Annotated in this window: 14 protein-coding genes; 3 read left to right on the top strand and 11 right to left on the bottom strand. The window is 57.4% G+C overall.

The window, feature by feature from the left end:
• Positions 1 to 78: 78 nt before the first annotated feature.
• The gene (locus ACN0WW_RS05315; protein ID WP_417610148.1) at positions 79 to 423 is read left to right on the top strand and encodes a GntR family transcriptional regulator; all 345 of its coding nucleotides are present in this window, start codon (positions 79 to 81) and stop codon (positions 421 to 423) included.
• 7 nt (positions 424 to 430) lie between these two features.
• Here ACN0WW_RS05315 and ACN0WW_RS05310 read toward each other — a convergent pair whose 3' ends face one another.
• The 5 genes from ACN0WW_RS05310 to ACN0WW_RS05290 all read right to left on the bottom strand — a co-directional run bounded on the left by ACN0WW_RS05310 (position 431) and on the right by ACN0WW_RS05290 (position 8,859).
• A complete protein-coding gene (locus ACN0WW_RS05310) occupies positions 431 to 2,437 on the bottom strand; it encodes a tetratricopeptide repeat protein (protein ID WP_417610146.1) in 2,007 nt (668 codons plus the stop codon).
• Complete coding sequence (prsR, locus tag ACN0WW_RS05305) at positions 2,438 to 3,823, bottom strand: PEP-CTERM-box response regulator transcription factor (protein WP_417610144.1); 1,386 nt, start codon at positions 3,821 to 3,823, stop codon at positions 2,438 to 2,440. It lies immediately after the preceding gene.
• Entirely contained in the window at positions 3,820 to 5,916 is a 2,097-nt protein-coding gene (gene prsK, locus ACN0WW_RS05300; RefSeq protein ID WP_417610142.1) for an XrtA/PEP-CTERM system histidine kinase PrsK, read from the bottom strand. Before prsK ends, prsR begins: the two co-directional genes overlap by 4 nt.
• A 1-nt stretch (position 5,917) precedes the next feature.
• Positions 5,918 to 7,306 carry a TIGR03013 family XrtA/PEP-CTERM system glycosyltransferase gene (locus tag ACN0WW_RS05295; protein WP_417610140.1) on the bottom strand — a complete coding sequence of 463 codons (1,389 nt, stop codon included), beginning with the start codon at positions 7,304 to 7,306 and terminating at the stop codon, positions 5,918 to 5,920.
• Positions 7,307 to 7,467: 161 nt separating this feature from the next.
• Positions 7,468 to 8,859, bottom strand: coding sequence for a helix-turn-helix domain-containing protein (locus ACN0WW_RS05290; protein ID WP_417610138.1), 1,392 nt, complete (start codon positions 8,857 to 8,859; stop codon positions 7,468 to 7,470).
• Positions 8,860 to 9,042: 183 nt separating this feature from the next.
• Between ACN0WW_RS05290 and ACN0WW_RS05285 the strand changes: the two genes are divergently transcribed.
• A complete protein-coding gene (locus ACN0WW_RS05285; RefSeq protein WP_417610136.1) occupies positions 9,043 to 9,441 on the top strand; it encodes a hypothetical protein in 399 nt (132 codons plus the stop codon).
• Here ACN0WW_RS05285 and ACN0WW_RS05280 read toward each other — a convergent pair.
• The 6 genes from ACN0WW_RS05280 to ACN0WW_RS05255 all read right to left on the bottom strand — a co-directional run bounded on the left by ACN0WW_RS05280 (position 9,438) and on the right by ACN0WW_RS05255 (position 14,690).
• A complete protein-coding gene (locus ACN0WW_RS05280) occupies positions 9,438 to 10,031 on the bottom strand; it encodes a DUF3501 family protein (RefSeq protein WP_417610134.1) in 594 nt (197 codons plus the stop codon). The genes ACN0WW_RS05285 and ACN0WW_RS05280 overlap by 4 nt on opposite strands.
• Before the next feature lie 64 nt (positions 10,032 to 10,095).
• Complete coding sequence (locus ACN0WW_RS05275) at positions 10,096 to 11,427, bottom strand: (Fe-S)-binding protein (protein ID WP_417610132.1); 1,332 nt, start codon at positions 11,425 to 11,427, stop codon at positions 10,096 to 10,098.
• A gap of 105 nt (positions 11,428 to 11,532) precedes the next feature.
• Positions 11,533 to 11,952: a rubrerythrin family protein gene (locus ACN0WW_RS05270; protein ID WP_417610130.1), complete on the bottom strand. Its 420-nt coding sequence runs from the start codon at positions 11,950 to 11,952 to the stop codon at positions 11,533 to 11,535.
• A gap of 160 nt (positions 11,953 to 12,112) precedes the next feature.
• On the bottom strand, positions 12,113 to 12,478 hold the full coding sequence (locus ACN0WW_RS05265) for a hypothetical protein (RefSeq protein WP_417610128.1): 366 nt from the start codon (positions 12,476 to 12,478) through the stop codon (positions 12,113 to 12,115).
• Entirely contained in the window at positions 12,479 to 13,804 is a 1,326-nt protein-coding gene (locus ACN0WW_RS05260; protein WP_417610498.1) for an amidohydrolase, read from the bottom strand. It abuts the gene before it with no gap.
• 100 nt (positions 13,805 to 13,904) lie between these two features.
• Positions 13,905 to 14,690: a 3-hydroxybutyrate dehydrogenase gene (locus ACN0WW_RS05255; protein ID WP_417610126.1), complete on the bottom strand. Its 786-nt coding sequence runs from the start codon at positions 14,688 to 14,690 to the stop codon at positions 13,905 to 13,907.
• 127 nt (positions 14,691 to 14,817) lie between these two features.
• Here ACN0WW_RS05255 and ACN0WW_RS05250 point away from each other — a divergent pair, with 127 nt between their 5' ends.
• Positions 14,818 to 15,723 (top strand): neutral zinc metallopeptidase, encoded by a 906-nt coding sequence (locus tag ACN0WW_RS05250; protein ID WP_417610124.1) that lies wholly within the window; start codon positions 14,818 to 14,820, stop codon positions 15,721 to 15,723.
• The last annotated feature ends 33 nt before the right edge of the window (positions 15,724 to 15,756 follow it).

Raw genomic sequence — 15,756 nt, 5'->3', positions numbered from 1 at the left:
ATCATATTGCGAATTAAATATCAGGAAAAGCTGAACTTGTAACTTGCCTGCTTCGCTGTGTTATGGCAGTGATGCAGCATGAACAATGCAAATAAACCCGTCTACCTGAAATTGCGGGACATTATCTCCGAATCCATATTGGATGGCGAATTTCGCGAAGGCGACATGCTGCCGTCCGTGCGCGTATTTGCAGCGGATCAGGGAGCCAATCCACTGACCGTTGCCAAAGCCTATCAGGGTTTCCAGGAAGACGGCCTGGTGACCGTGAAACGGGGGGTCGGCATGTTTGTTGCCGCTGGCGCCAAAAATCGCCTCCGCCTCGCGCAACGGGAAGATTTCATCAAGAATATCTGGCCGCCGGTCGAGCGTCAGATGAAACGGCTGGATCTCTCGATCGAGGATCTGGTAAAAAGCGACGCCTGACCAGGGTTCAGCTTGTCTCGTCGGTCGCGCGCATCTTCGCATAGGCGCGCCGCAGACTTTGCCGATAGACCGGATTGTCCGGCATAATCGCCACCGCTTTTTTGAGCAGACTGATTCCATCTTTCTGACGATCACCGTCGGCCATCAACGCCAGACCATATAGATGCGACACGACCGGACTGGACGGTTGCACCCGATAGGCCACCTTGCCAGTGGCGATCGCTTTTTCGGTTTGTCCGAGACCGGTATAGGCTTCCGTCAGACCAGCTATGATCAGGGCATCATTGTCGCCGATCCTTTTGCGCAGGTTCTCCAGAATTTGCGCCGCCACTGCCCAGCTTTCGGTTTCAAGATGAGCGTAAGCCATCCAGCGCAGTGCGGCGATATTGCTCGGATTATAGTTCAGATATTGCGCGAGAACCTGTCCTGCCTCCTGCCTGTCGCCCTTGGCGCGCAAAACCTCCACCAAACGTAACATCACCGGCTCGGAAAAGCGGATGCTGCGCGCTTGTGTCAGCGCATCGAGCGCTTCATCATAATTACCCATCGCGGCGGCGACGTCGGCAACCAGAAGATGCGCCGGACTTGCTCCCAGATTGGCCTGTTGCAACCGTTTGGCCTCGACCAGAGCGGTACCAAAATCACCAGCGTCATAGAGCGCGCGAATATAGGGCACGACCGCGCGCGCGTCATTTGGGTTACGCTGGGCTTCTGCCTGAAGCACGCTCAACGGCGCATCGGCCAGCAACGCGCTTTCGCGTCCTGCATTGTGCACCGCCGCGCGGTTCAGCACCGCCGCCGCCTGCTCGCGTTCGCCGATCGCCTCAAGCGCTCGTCCAGCCTGCCACATGGCATAAGAATCGGCGCCGCTGCGATTGACCTGAGGCTTCAAGATGTCCAACGCGTCGCCCGGGCTTCCCGCCAGATAGAGCGACCGGGCCAGAAGGTCTTGCGCCTGCCTGTTATCGGGCTGCACCGAAACCAGGCGCTGAAACTTGTCGGCGGCGGCGTTGTGATTGCCCTCGGCATGCTCGATGATACCCTGCACCAGCAACACCGACGGGACATTGTCAATTGCGCCCTTGGTCTGTTGCATCAACCGGCGTGCCAGCCCGTAATTGCCAGCGCGTGCGGCCAGCACCGCTTGCATGAACAAAGCCCGCGGATTGGGTCCGTCGAGAGCGATGATCTTGCGTGCAACGGTCAGCATGTCGGTCATCCGCCCCATGTCGCCGAGGGTTGCCGCATATTCGGTCAGCAGCGGCACATCATTGGGATCGATCTGCAGCGCTCGCTCAAACCACGGCAGAGCCGCGCCCAGGCCGAATTGAAACCGCAAGAGTTCGCCGCGATATTGCAGCGCCCGAATATTTTTAGGGTCTAGTTTTACTGCTGTGTCGACGGCGTTGGTTGCACCAGCCTGGTCACCGGTATTCGCCCGGAACCGCGCAATATCAACCCACAGGTCAGGATTTTTACCATCCAGCTCCATCGCCCGGTTGAAGGACGCGCTGGCCAATTGCGGATCCTCCATCCGCAGAGCTAGCTTGCCCATGATCCGGGCTGCATAGCCCTGAAACTGCATCGGGATGTCATTTGCCGACAACTGCTCGCGGGCTTTTTCCCCTTCGCCCTCCAGGAAATAGGCATAGCCAAAGAGATGCCTGACATTTGCCGGATCCTCGCCGAGCTCCACCGCGCGGTCGAGTTCTGCCGCCGCGCCAATGCCGTCCCCAAGGCTGAGCAAAACCTCGGCCTGCGCAATCCGCGGATCAATCCAGTCCGGATCCGCCTTGATGGCATTCATCAGTTCAATGCGCGCCGACCGGATATCACGGCGAGCGCGAAACTGCTCAGCGTTGGCAAAGGCTTCGCGCGCATCCTCATTGCCCTGGCTGGCACCATAGATCGCGGTCGGGACACCGATTGTGCCGATCGCCAAAGCAGCAGCCAGAATCAGCGGCAAAGGCTTGCCGACGAAACGCCGTTTATGAACGATATCCACCTCTGCCATTCAGCTTGCCTGCTGCATTTCATATTGCTTGAGCAGATCGTAGAGCGTGGGACGGCTGATCCCCAGCAACTTGGCCGCATTGGAGATATTACCGCTGGTCTGGGAAATGGCGCGCAGGATCGCCGACCGGTCAGCCGCTTCGCGTGCGGCCTTCAGGTTCAGGAGCCCGGAGGCCAGATCATCGTCCACATCCAGATCGAGATCCTTGGCAGCAATCATCTTGCCATCAGCCATGATCACCGCACGCTTGATCCGGTTTTCCAGCTCCCGCACGTTGCCCGGCCAATGCCAGGCTTCCAAGGCCGCCAGCGCATCGGGAGCAAGGCCCTTGACCGCAGGATTGATTTCCGCCGCGAATTTTTGCTGAAAGTGCCGGGCGAGCAAGCTCGCATCGCCGGACCGCTCGGACAGCGCCGGGATTTTGATGATGATTTCTGCCAGACGATAATAGAGATCTTCGCGAAACCCGTTTTCCTCGATCATCTTTTCCAGGTTTTGATGCGTCGCGCAGACAATTCGCGTGTCCACGGCAATCGGCTTGCGTCCACCGATCCGTTCAATCACCCGTTCCTGCAGAAAGCGCAGCAATTTCACTTGCAGCGGCAGCGGGATATCGCCGACTTCATCCAGAAACAGGGTGCCACCATTGGCCTGTTCAATTTTGCCTTCGGTGGTCTTTATCGCTCCGGTAAACGCACCTTTTTCATGCCCGAACAATTCGGATTCCAGCAAATTCTCCGGAATGGCTGCACAGTTGATCGCGACAAAGGCCTTGTTACGGCGGTCGCTGGCATCGTGCAGGCCCTTGGCCAGCAATTCCTTGCCGGTTCCGCTCGCGCCCAACAGCATCACCGACGCATTGGTGTTGGCAACACGCTCGACCATCTGCGCGACCTTCAACATCTCGGGCGCACCGGTGATGATATTCCCCAAAACGTGTCCCTCGCCGGCCGCTTTCCCCGCTAGACTGGCATTTTCCTGCTCGAGATTGTGGACGTGAAAGGCACGGCGGACAATCAGGCCGAGTTCATCGATATCGACGGGTTTCTGGTAAAAGTCCCATGCGCCGCCGGATATCGCCCGCAGCGCGCTGGACTTTTCACCATGACCGGAAGCAACGATGACCTTGGTATCGGGCTTCAGGCTCAAAATTGCATCCATCGTTGCAAAGCCTTCGGTGACGCCGTCTGGATCAGGTGGCAGACCTAGGTCGAGCGTCACCACATCAGGTTCTTCCGCGCGCAGCATGTCGATCGCCGTTTCGCGGTCACCGGCAATGAACACCTCAAAATCGTCATAAGCCCATTTCAGCTGTTTTTGCAGACCCGGATCATCTTCCACGATCAGCAGCTTCTCTTTTCTGGGTAGATTTTTGTCCGGCATCATGCTGCCCTTTCGTCCGCTAAAATTTCGTCTGACAAATGCTTTGCGAGCGGCAGGATCAACGTAAACCGGCTGCCCTCGCCTTCCTTGCTTTCGACTTCCAGCCGCCCGTTCATGGCCTGCGCCAGCGCGCGGGCTTCATATGCCCCGATACCGAAACCACCCTGTTTGGTAGAGGTGAACGGCTTGAAAAGCTGACTGCGGATAAACTCACTGGACATGCCAGTTCCCTGATCACTGACGTCGATGGCGACACACAGATCGCGACGGCGGGCGTTGATGGTGATCGCTTTATCCTCAGGGCTTGCGTCTATCGCATTCTGGATCAAGTGGCCCAGAATCTGCTCGACCCGGGCAGGATCCGCCAACACGGTCAGATCGTCAATCCGCTGGCTCTCGACATCGTGCAGCAATTGCTTCTTCTCGATCGTCGATCGTATCAGATCGGCGATTTTAAATGGTTTGGGCTCCTCCGGATGGGCCTTGTTATGTTGCGACAGCCTTTGCAGCAGACCGTTCATCTTTTGCGCCGAATCCTGCAACGTATCGATCATGTCAGCCTGAAATTCAGGGTTGTCGGCATGCCGCTTGGCATTGCCCGCAAGCAGGCTGAGCTGGCTGACCAGATTTTTGATATCATGCATGATGAACGCCATGCGGCGGTTGAACTCGTCAAATCGCTGCACTTCGGAAAGCGATTCCTGGCTGCGATATTCGGCCAGATAACTGGCCACCTGCCGGCCAACGACACGGAGCATGTCCAAATCTTCCCAATCCAGCGTTCGATTGATCCTCGGACGCGCCAAAAGCATCAAGCCGGCCAGACGGTCAAAATGGACCAGCGGTACCGCTGCCCATATCTGCGGATCTGCTTGCATCCAGTCGGGTATGGCGGTTGCGTTGGACTTATCATCCTGACCGGCGCGGAGCGTATCATATTCAATGATATGGCCGGTGCTCTCGAAAAAAGCCGCCGTCCGTACCGTGCTCGCAGGCGCAGGTACTTCGATCGTGGACCAATTCCATCGCGACTGAAGCACCAGTTGCCCCGATTCATCTGGCACCAGCAGGATGCCGGCTGGCGAGTCAGTGATGTCCGCAATCGCCTTGATCACGCGTTCGTGAAATGGTTCGCTATCCGCACCGGGGCGCCCGATGGTATCGGTAAAGCGGATCCACTCCGAGCGATAGTCATAGCGATGCTGGAAAAAATTCTTCGCTAGAGTGACTTTCAACCACGCGCGAAACCGGCCTGAGGGCAGCAGCAACAGCGCCCCGATGGTCGTTCCAAACAGGAAGCTGATCTGCGCCAGACGGGCATAGTCGCCGCCGATGATCTGCAGCGCCGTCGCAATGACGATCATCATCACCAGATAGCTGCCGATCGCAAACAACGACAGCGAGCGGAAGGCGACGCTGCGCGAGAGTTTGAGATTCCATTCCGTGTTGCGCAGCGAGGCCATAGCGAGAATCGGCGCGATGACTGCGATCATCGCCCCACGCATCGCGTAAAGCTCGACCGGGTTTTGCTGAGTCAGATAGGTGATCGTGTACAGATTGAGATCGAAGGTCCAGATCGCGGCCAGAGACGCCGTCGGCAGCCGGATTCCCCAACGCGTTTCCGGCGCGGAAATGGAGTAGAGGTTATGCACAAGCACCAGCGCGCCGACCGCGAATATCATCCGCATCACCAGCGAGGTGTACAAGGCAACCCCTTCCAGACGCGGACTTCCTCCAAAGGCCGGAATCAGCGAATCGACCAGCATCTGGCCGATCAGGACAAAGGCCAGCGCGGCATAGATGATATTGACCGTTTTCGGCTCATCGCGGCCTTCCCCGGCTCTTAGCAGCGTGAACATGAAAGCCAGCCAGCCAAAATTGCGGAGCGTTTCTGCAAATCGGGAGATCGGCGAAAGATATCCCTCTACCGCAATCGCAAGCGCCCAAAAACTGGTGAGCGTAATCGCGACGATCAGCCATATATGCTTGTCCGTGCGCTCGACCTTGCGCTGAAATTGCCAGATCGCCAGCGCACCGAACAGAGCAGCGGCGATGGCGTGGCCGAATATGCTGATATAATCCAGAAGCGACGGCATCTCAGCGGGCACCTTCTGGCCACAACACCACTCGGATGGTCTGCAGGATGATCAGCAAATCCAGAAATGGCGTGTAGTTTTTCGCATAATAAAGGTCATATTCCAGCTTGTGCCGCGCATCCTCGATCGACGCCCCATAGGGATAGTTGATCTGGGCCCAGCCTGTGATGCCGGGCTTGACGATATGCCGCTCGGTATAAAAAGGCATTTTGGTCTGCAGGTCATCGACAAATTGCGGCCGCTCCGGACGGGGACCAACAAAACTCATTTCGCCTTTCAAGACGCTCCACGCCTGCGGCAGTTCGTCAATCCTGACCTTGCGAATGAATCGGCCAATGCGGGTTATCCGCGGATCGTTCTCGCTGGCCCAGATCGCCTTCCCGCCAACCTCGGCGTCTGCACGCATTGATCGCAATTTGAGGATTTTGAATTTCTGGCCATAGAGCCCGACCCTTTCCTGCGTGAAGAAGGAGCCGCCACTGCTTTCCAGCTTGATGAGCAGCGCAAACAGCAGGATCACCGGTCCGGTAAGCACCAGCAACAGGAAACTCAGGAATATATCAAAACCCCGTTTGAAGAGGGTCGACAGGCGGCGGCCGGATGAAAATCCGTCCGAGAAAATAAACCAGCTGGGATTGACGCTATCCAGATCAACGCGCCCCGTTTCGCGCTCCAGAAAACTCGACAGGTCATTCACATGAACGCCGGTCGTCTTGATCGTCAACAGGTCGGCCACTGGCAAAGAATTGCGCCGTTCTTCGAGCGCCAGCACCACTTCGCTAACCTCAAGGTCAATCACATGTTGCGGCAAATTCACGATGTCCTGCCGCCGGACAGCGCCGTCGATCAGGCTAGGCCCTTCGTTCATATCGACATAGCCAGCGACAATGAAGCCGCTCTCCTGCCGTTTTTCCAGCTCCGAAATCCGGGCCGCTCTTGCGCCGGCCCCCAGGATCAGCAGGCGTCGTTTGAAACTGTCGCCGTCCAGCACGGCGCCAAGCAATATCCGGACGATGACCAGCAAAAGGATCGCGAGTCCCATCGCGTAAAGGGAATTGGAGCGCCAAAGCGTAATACCCGGCAGGGCAAAAGACAGCAGCGCCAGAAAAATCACGCCCAGCGAAATCGCCACCAGAATACGGGCGGTGGCAAAACGGACGGATTGCAGAGCCTCGGATCCATAAATCCCTACGGCAATCAGCGATAATTGCAGGGCAACAGCGAAACTGATAATCGGCCCTGGACGGTCAGCGACTGATCCCACGTCCATACCGATCTGGAGCGCCCGCAGGATCCAGCCAGCCTCGGCCGCTACGAGCAAGAGCACGAAATCTATAAGGCCCAGCACAAGCACCGGGTAGGGAATATAATGTTTGAACAATCGGATCATAAAGCGCCGGTCTTTCCTAGGTCACAGGGTCCCTTAAGGAAAATTCGTTAGCTGTCGGTAAATTTTACAGGTGATTTTGTGCGACATCCCGAAAAATCGTCGCAATTGTTCAATATGCCGACAGTATCGGCAGTCCGTGCGCAGCCATTTCGCGCGTGGTCTTAGTCGTTCACAAAATCAAATGGCGTCAATCCGCGTTCCCGCTCATCGAATTTCAGGGCCCGGCTTCTTGGCGGGGCGGAGCGCTGCGAACATTGTGGCCGCGTACAAGCCGAGCAGCCAAGCCCGATCGGGTCGGCATGCTCGATATTCAGGTCCTTGCCGCGGGCATAATAGAGCGACGAGGCGACTTCGGCAGAGACTCCCAAGCCGATCGCGAAAGCCGGGGTATGGCCGCCTGCACCGGATCCGATACCCTGCACCGCTCTCGAAAGCGTAAACCAGGTGGAACCGTCTTCGAGGGCCACCAGTTGCGACCGGATCTCGGCCGGCTGTTCAAACACCCTGTGAATGTCCCACAGCGGACAGCGATGGGCACTCTCGACAAGCGGAGCGTTGCTGGCACCGGCGTAGCGTTTCGAGATCATACCGGAGCGGTCGATTCGCACCATGAAAAATGGCAGTCCGCGTGAGCCAACGCGCTGCAAAGTCGTCAGGCGATGCGCAACCTGTTCGAAACCGGCACCGAAGCGGCGCTGAAGCAGCTGGATCCGATATCCGCTCTGCTCACATGCTTTCAGAAATCGCTCATACGGCATCATCAGGGCGGCGGCGAAATAATTGGACAAGTGCCGGCGGAACATTTTTTCTCCCGCCCGGTCGGCAAATTTGCCGCCGGCAGCAAGCGCATCAATCTCGCCCTTGGCCTCAATCTGGCCCAGCAACAGCGCGGCCTGAAAGGTCCGGGAGGCGGGATCGAGCATTTCCGAAAGCTGTAGCTGGCGCGCATGGAGATCGAGCCGCCGCAATTTGTCAGGCAGGACCGTCTCTGGCAGAATCCGGATGGTCAATTGGTGTTTCACCCGTAGCCGTTCGGCGATGGCACCATAAAGATCACCGGCACCAAGGCGCAATTCGTCGGCCAGTTCTTCCGCCATGGAATCGAGATCCGCGAAATGGTTTCGCCAGCGCTCAATTTCGCGGCGGACAGCCTGCAACGGATCGGCGGCGTGATTTTCCACCTGACCGCTATCCGTAGTCCGATTGTCAAAAAGTCGTACAAAGGCTTCCGCCGTATTCGGCGCGGCAATCAACCATTCCTCCAGCTCAGCCCGATCAATCGAAAGATCTTCAAACAGCGGGTTCGCCAGTCGCTGACGAATGGCATCAAGTCCGCCACCGGGCTCCGCATCGATCAGCTGCCGCGGGTCAAAGTCAAACCGGTCGGCCAGCAATAGCATCAAACGGGCGCTGAGCGGCCGCTGATTGCGCTCAATCAGGTTGAGATAGCTGGGCGAAATATCGAGTGCTTCGGCCAACGCGACCTGCGTCATCGCGGCGCTGCGGCGCAGTCTTTTAATCGCTGCACCGGCAAAAAGTTTCTGATTGGTCATGCCGCGTCTATGTAAATTAGTTTACAATATTTCAAGCGATATTCGCTCTGGCTGAACGATGGGCGACGCTTGCAGATGCCAAATGCGGCCACCGAAGGCCGGGGCCCAAGGCCAAAGGTAAACGTTTCTTAACCGCGAGTGGCTATTTGCGGACGGGAATCTAAAGGAAATCAGGGCACCGATATGCTCAAAGAATCAATCTTGCTGATCGCCTCCACCGGAATGCTCGTCTATGTGTTTGCGCCCTCGGAGCCCGCTCCCGCACCCGAGCCTGTAGAAGTAGAGGTGCAGAAGACAGTGGAGCCGCTGGTTCCGCCATCGGATGAAAGCTGGGACAATGAAGACGCAGGCGACGAAGATTTCACCTTCGGCGAACCGGTGCCTTTTGAGGACGGTGAAGCCGATCCGATACAACCCGGCCAGCTTCAACCCGCCGGTGCGGCACCAACAACAAAATCCAGATCGTTTTCCGGCGGAAGCAACAATCCCGTCGCCAAAAGCCGACCGCCAGGATCACCCGGCAGTATCGAAAACCCGATCGACAGTCCACCTACCGAACCGCCACCTCCGGGAGGCAGTTAGTCGAGATCTCGAGCCATGTCCCGGCGGCACTCATCGCTTATGATCGCGGCATGGCCGTAGTTGGGATGGTCAATCTGAACCATCACCTGCCCTTCCATGCTTTTCCACATCCGCGCCTGTTCGTCGGTCAGCGGAAAATGAACAAATTGTACCGCGCTCGCCTTGCCGTCCGGTCGAGTCCGGTCAATGTCCTGTTCCGGCTCCGCCGTCACCTTCTGGTCGCCAATGATCAGGTGGATATGTTTGTCGACACCGCCCAGCCCCTTTAAAAAGGCCGTGCGGCGCTCTTCCTCGTCGATTTCGAACATCAGCGTTCCGGTAAATTCCGATCCGTTCGGAACCATCGGGTTATAAGCGGCCAGTTCATCGGTCAGTTGCTCATCGCCGCCTTTTTCAATCCGCAGCATTTCCTGGATTTGCAGCCACATGCTCTCCCAGCTTTCAAACTGGATAGTGGCATAGGGGCCAATGGCCAGCCTTCTAAACTTCTTGCGGAGAATGGATTCCTGCCGCTTGTCCTTCCGGATCGACTCATAGTCGGAGAGCGAGATGATATCGACTCTGGTTATCTCATGGGTATCGCGGGGCATATTTGATCCTCAAATCTTGGTTCTTGCTAGCGGCGGAACAACGCCATTCTGACGCCTTGCACCGCTAAAATCCGTAGGCTTTGGCGATCAGTTCAATCGGATGACCGATCCGCTCGGGGGCATCGGACTGACGACCGCTTTCCATGATCTGCTTGAGATGCGGACCGGCAAGCGGGCACTCGCTGACCATATAGTCGGGATCGCCTTTGGCCACGGCGCGCGCGGCCGGGCGACCGACCTTTACCGCCTTGTCGAAATTCTCCTTGAAGATACCCCATTTTCCCCCGTGCCCCGAACAGCGCTCGGTGATCGTCGGTTTTGCTTCGGGGATCAGCTTGAGCATCTCCATCGCCTTTGGCCCCATATTCTGGGCGCGGCTGTGGCAGGCAAAATGGATGCCGATTTTGGCATCCATCGGCTCGATTGCGACCAGTCCTTTGTCCTTGGCAATCTCGACAACATATTCGCTGAGATCGCGGGTGGCCTCGGCCAGTTTTTGCACTGCCTGATTGTCAGGCAGGATCAGCGGCCATTCGAATTTCATCATCAGCGCGCAGCTCGGGGTCAGCGCGACAATATCAAAACCCTCGTCGATGATCGGCTCAAAATAGGCTGCAACCTCTTCCGCCGATGATGCGACGGCCGGCAGATCGCCGTTCTCCAGTTTCGGCATGCCGCAGCAGCCGGGATATTCGACCCGGGTCTGAACACCATTGTGGGACAGCACATCCAGTGCAGCCTTGCCCGCAGTCTGATCATTGAAATTGCCGTAGCAGGTGGCATAAATCGCCGCCTTGCGTCCAAAGGCAGGCCCCTCGGCATTGGGGGCAGGACCATGGCCGACATGCTGATAGGTGAGAGGAACATCCTCGAATTTCGGTAAATGCGCACGCTTGTCGATCCCGGCGACACGCTCCAGCATACCGCGCGCAAAGCCATTGTCCTGTTTCGTTGCCCAGTTGGTCAGCCCCGAAACGGTTCCGGCCACCGCGGCATTGCGGTCGATTTCCGCCAGTTGCTTGTCGACGAAACCGGTCTTGCCCTTGCGATTTTCAACCGCTCTGTGGCGCAGCATCAGATGCGGGAAATCGAGATCAAATTCATGCGGCGGCACATAAGGGCATTTGACCATGAAACACATATCGCAGAGCGTACACGCATCGACGACATTCTTCATATCGGCTGCGGTCAAATCTTCGACCTCCTCATTCGGACTCTCGTCGATGAGATCGAACAATTGCGGAAAACTGTCACACAGATTGAAGCAGCGGCGACATCCGTGACAGATGTCGAACACCCGGCGCAGCTCAGCGTCCAGCGCTTCTTCATCATAGTAGGAATCATCCTGCCATGCGATCGGATGCCGTGTCGGCGCGCCCAAGCTGCCTTCTTTCATGATATTTCCCTTTCGCCCAAGGGACGGATTCTGGATCTAACAACAGTACGCCGCCGCCCGTCGGAAGGACGAGTGCGGCGACGGCTTAATCAAAAGAGGGACGGATCAGGCGTCCATCGACTCCAGGGTTTTCTGGAATTTGCCCGCATGGCTTTTTTCAGCCTTTGCCAGCGTTTCAAACCAGTCAGCGATTTCATCAAAACCCTCTTCGCGGGCCGATTTCGCCATTCCTGGATACATATCGGTATATTCGTGGGTTTCGCCAGCAATTGCCGATTTCAGATTGTCGGACGTCGAACCGATCGGCTCACCGGTTGCCGGATCACCGACTTCTTCGAGAAACTCGAGATGACCATGTGCATGGCCCGTTTCGCCTTCTGCGGTCGACCGGAAAACGGCTGCAACATCGTTATAGCCTTCGATGTCCGCTTTCTGGGCGAAATAGAGATAGCGACGGTTGGCCTGGCTTTCTCCGGCAAAGGCGTCTTTCAAATTCTGTTCTGTTTTGCTTCCCGCAAGTCCCATGATTTTCTCCTATTGGCATGAATAAACTGTCTACCGATATCAAGAATCGGATTAGCCAGACAGTAAGCCCGCGTGCGCGCGCACTCCATTGAATTTTTTGATGATCGATGATCGGAATAATCGATTAATGTGTTGCGATTTATTCGCAATAACGATTATGTCAGTTGCATCGTTTTAACCGGTAAACATCGGGCGCAATCGTGAAATCAAATCTGTCCTGATTCACGATCTCGACCGGGCCATCCATCCGAAATCGCCCGCCCGCTTCTCCCGTTTCCTCGTCAATCGCCAGATCATCAAGCCGCAATATCAACTTACCAGATTCCCAGGCCCAGGTCCCCTGCAGGTCTTCAGAAACAAAGGTTCCGCCACCGATCATCGTCCAGTTGGTTCGCGCGGCACAGCTTTCCTCAAGCGTCGCCCAGCGACCCTCAAAATAGGAGGGGTCGGCATCCGGCATGGGCGGTCCGGCCGCCGCCGTTTGGGGCGCGGCCAGCGATGCCAGCAGCAGGCCGCGCCAGCCCATTTATTTCTTCATGATCTGCAAGGTTGCCGCAGTCAGCGCCTCAGCACCTGTCATGATCACTTTTTCGGCTTCTGGCGCCCAGAAAGCGCTGTGCAGTGATGGCAGTTTTTTGTCGGTTTTCAGAGATTCCTGATATTCCGCCATCGGCACACCGCCGACCCAGAAGATCATGCTTTTGATATTTTCGTCGGCACGCCGGTAGCGGCTAAAATCCTCGCCGCCCATGACCGGCTTCGACTGCAAGACCCGATCCTTTCCGAACCGGGTTTCAAACAGCTTGGCCATCTCCATCGAAAATTCCGGGCTGTTGTAGGTGGCCGGCGTGAATTCCGCTTTGCGCAGGGTCACGACCGGCATCCGGTCCTCCGGCATGCCAGCGGTAATCGCCTCGCCACGCGCAATCCGCTCGATCCCTTCGAGCAACTTGGCACGTGTTTCGTCGCCATAGCTGCGCACGGTCAGCAGCAACAGCGCCTCGTCCGAGATGATATTATGCTTGGAGCCAGCCTGGAAGCTTCCAACCGTAACCACCGCCGGGTCCTGCGGGTCCAATTCCCGGCTCACCAGGGTCTGCAGCGCGCCGACAATCCGGCTGGCCAGCACGATCGGATCCTTGGTGGTGTGCGGATAGGCACCATGACCGCCAACGCCCTTCACACGAATATCGACGCTGTCGACATTGGCCAGAGCATAGCCGGGCGCATAGCCGATATAGCCTGCCGGCGCGCCGGCAGCATCATGAAAGGCAAGCGCGTAATCCGGTTTCGGAAACCGCGTATATAGCCCGTCCTCGAGCATCGCCAAAGCGCCCTCGCCGGTTTCCTCCGCGGGTTGTAGGATCATCACCAGCGTGCCGGCCCATTCATCCTTGCGCGCGGCGAGCTGGCGGGCGGTGGCGACCCATCCGGTCATATGCGTATCATGACCGCAAGCGTGCATCACATAGGTCTCGTTGCCCTCACGGGTTTTTGCCTTCACCTTCGATGCGAACGGAAGGCCGGTTTTTTCCTCCACTGGCAAACCATCCATATCGGCGCGCAGCAGGACGGTCGGGCCGTCGCCATTTTCCATCACTGCGACCACACCGGTGCCGCCAACATTTTCGGTCACGGTAAAGCCAAGACGCCGCGCTTCGGCCGCCAGTTTGGCCGCCGTGCGGACTTCCTCACCGCTCAGTTCAGGATTGGCGTGGAGATCGCGATATAAATCCATCAGCGACGGCATGTCGGCTGCAATCGCGTCGTTCAGTGCGTCCGCCTGCGCCGGAGAAACCGCCAGCATCGAAGCCGCTGCAAACAAAGCCAATTTACCAAATTTCCGCATCATCATTCCCATATCTTGCTTGTCGCCCCCTGACTAAGCGCATCGGGGGCACTTGTCAGTTCTAAATTCTATTTCGCATCGATCGCGCGCCGATGCAGGCGCATCACTGCGCTGTCCAGCCACCGTCTATCGAGATATTGGCCCCAGTGATCGCCCGCGCTTCATCCTTGCACAGAAAAACCGCCAGAGCCGCAATCTGGTCAATCTGGACAAATTCCTTGGTCGGCTGCGGTGCCAGCAGCACGTCGTTGATAACCTGCTCCCTTGTCAGGCCGCGCACTTCCATGGTGTTGGGAATCTGCCCCTCGACCAGCGGCGTCCAAGTATAGCCGGGGGAAATGGTATTGACCGTAATACCGTGCGTTGCGACTTCCAGAGCCACTGTCTTGCCAAAACCGTCGATCGCGTGCTTTGCCGCATTATAGGCGGATTTATAGGGGCTAGCGACCTTGCTGTGCATCGAACCGGTGTTGATGATCCGGCCCCAGCCCTTTTCCTTCATCCCCGGCACCACCGCCTTGGTGGTATGGAAGGCGCTGTTCATGATGATATCCATGACCGCGTTCCACTTGTCCTCGGGAAATTCATCGACCGGCGAGACAAACTGGATGCCGGCATTGTTGATCAGGATATCAACAGTACCCAACTGATCGGCGCAGTCGCTGCACATTTGCCGGATCTGGTCCGGTTTGGTCATATCGGCATTGCTATAGGCGGCCTTTGCCCCGCTCAGCGATTCCAGTTCCTGGCGCAGCGATTCAATCTCTGCCTCGTCGCCAAAGCCGTTGATCATCACGGCCGCTCCTTCGGCTGCCAGTGCTTTCGCATAACCGCCGCCGATGCCCGATGTCGATCCGGTGATGAGAGCGGTCTTACCCTTTAAAAACATGCCTTATTCTCCTTTGCGGCGACTGTAAAACTGTCGAGTGCAACTGCAATGCTTTTGTAAAAGAAATCAGCGGCGCTTGCGCTTTTTGCAAAATCAGGCGATTTGTAAACCAGTGAGGAGATAGTGCATGCGTTTGGATGATTTAGACCCGAGCAAGAATGTTCGTGATCAGGGCCGCGGCGGCGGGCGTGGACTTGGCGGTGGTGGCGGAGGCCTGGGCATGCTGCTCAGCTTTCTTCCCATGTTACTGGGCCGGAAACTGGGCTGCGGCACGATCCTGTTGATTGGCGGCGCAGCGCTGGCCTTCATGTATTTCAGTGGCGGCGGTCTGCAATTGTCCGACAACACCGGCGCCGGCGGATTCCAGTCGCAGAACTCCGGGGCAAACGTCGCCTGTGATACCGAAGCAGAGCGATTCGCCTGTCAGGTGCTCGCTTCAACCGAACAGACCTGGGCGAAGCTATTTGAGCAACAGGGCCAGCGCTATCGCCCGACCACCCTCACCTTTTACGAACAGTCCGGGCAATCCGGCTGCGGTGCGGCGCAAGCGGCGATGGGCCCCTTCTATTGCCCCGCAGATCAGGGCGTCTATCTCGACACCAGTTTTTTCAACGAGATGGCGAGCCGGTTGGGCGCCAAAGGCGATTTCGCTCAGGCCTATGTGATCGCCCATGAAGTCGGCCACCATATCCAGAATCTGACCGGCGTCGCAGATCAGGTCCGTCAGGCCCAAAGCCGGGCGAGCAAGGCCGAAGGCAATGCGCTGCAAGTGCGGATGGAGTTGCAGGCCGATTGCTACGCGGGTGTCTGGGCAGCGCAAAATGCGGACCGCATGGAACCCGGCGATGTCGAGGAAGGCCTCAACGCCGCCCATGCGATCGGCGATGACACATTGATGCGCGGAGCGGGCCAGCGACCCGTCGAGAGCATGTTCACCCACGGCAGCTCCGAGCAGCGCATGGCCTGGCTGCGCAAGGGTCTGCAGACCGGCGATCCGGCAGCATGTGACACATTTGCCAGAGGCGCAGTCTAGCGAACCGGGTTCCGGCATCGCGCCGGAACCCGT

The sequence above is a fragment of the Parasphingorhabdus sp. genome (assembly GCF_048269865.1).
In the GTDB taxonomy this organism is placed as follows: Bacteria; Pseudomonadota; Alphaproteobacteria; order Sphingomonadales; family Sphingomonadaceae; genus Parasphingorhabdus.
The sequence above is the reverse complement of the archived record's forward strand: the minus strand, read 5'-3'. Positions and strand labels throughout refer to the sequence as shown.

Bases quoted from the DNA above. Each gene is read 5' to 3' on its own strand.
- prsR (WP_417610144.1), bottom strand. From the start codon at position 3,823: ATGATGCCGGACAAAAATCTACCCAGAAAAGAGAAGCTGCTGATCGTG.
- ACN0WW_RS05295 (WP_417610140.1), bottom strand. From the start codon at position 7,306: ATGATCCGATTGTTCAAACATTATATTCCCTACCCGGTGCTTGTGCTG.
- ACN0WW_RS05290 (WP_417610138.1), bottom strand. From the start codon at position 8,859: ATGACCAATCAGAAACTTTTTGCCGGTGCAGCGATTAAAAGACTGCGC.
- ACN0WW_RS05250 (WP_417610124.1), top strand. From the start codon at position 14,818: ATGCGTTTGGATGATTTAGACCCGAGCAAGAATGTTCGTGATCAGGGC.
- ACN0WW_RS05315 (WP_417610148.1), top strand. From the start codon at position 79: ATGAACAATGCAAATAAACCCGTCTACCTGAAATTGCGGGACATTATC.
- prsK (WP_417610142.1), bottom strand. From the start codon at position 5,916: ATGCCGTCGCTTCTGGATTATATCAGCATATTCGGCCACGCCATCGCC.
- ACN0WW_RS05310 (WP_417610146.1), bottom strand. From the start codon at position 2,437: ATGGCAGAGGTGGATATCGTTCATAAACGGCGTTTCGTCGGCAAGCCT.
- ACN0WW_RS05280 (WP_417610134.1), bottom strand. From the start codon at position 10,031: ATGCCCCGCGATACCCATGAGATAACCAGAGTCGATATCATCTCGCTC.
- ACN0WW_RS05275 (WP_417610132.1), bottom strand. From the start codon at position 11,427: ATGAAAGAAGGCAGCTTGGGCGCGCCGACACGGCATCCGATCGCATGG.
- ACN0WW_RS05265 (WP_417610128.1), bottom strand. From the start codon at position 12,478: ATGGGCTGGCGCGGCCTGCTGCTGGCATCGCTGGCCGCGCCCCAAACG.
- ACN0WW_RS05270 (WP_417610130.1), bottom strand. From the start codon at position 11,952: ATGGGACTTGCGGGAAGCAAAACAGAACAGAATTTGAAAGACGCCTTT.
- ACN0WW_RS05285 (WP_417610136.1), top strand. From the start codon at position 9,043: ATGCTCAAAGAATCAATCTTGCTGATCGCCTCCACCGGAATGCTCGTC.
- ACN0WW_RS05255 (WP_417610126.1), bottom strand. From the start codon at position 14,690: ATGTTTTTAAAGGGTAAGACCGCTCTCATCACCGGATCGACATCGGGC.
- ACN0WW_RS05260 (WP_417610498.1), bottom strand. From the start codon at position 13,804: ATGATGCGGAAATTTGGTAAATTGGCTTTGTTTGCAGCGGCTTCGATG.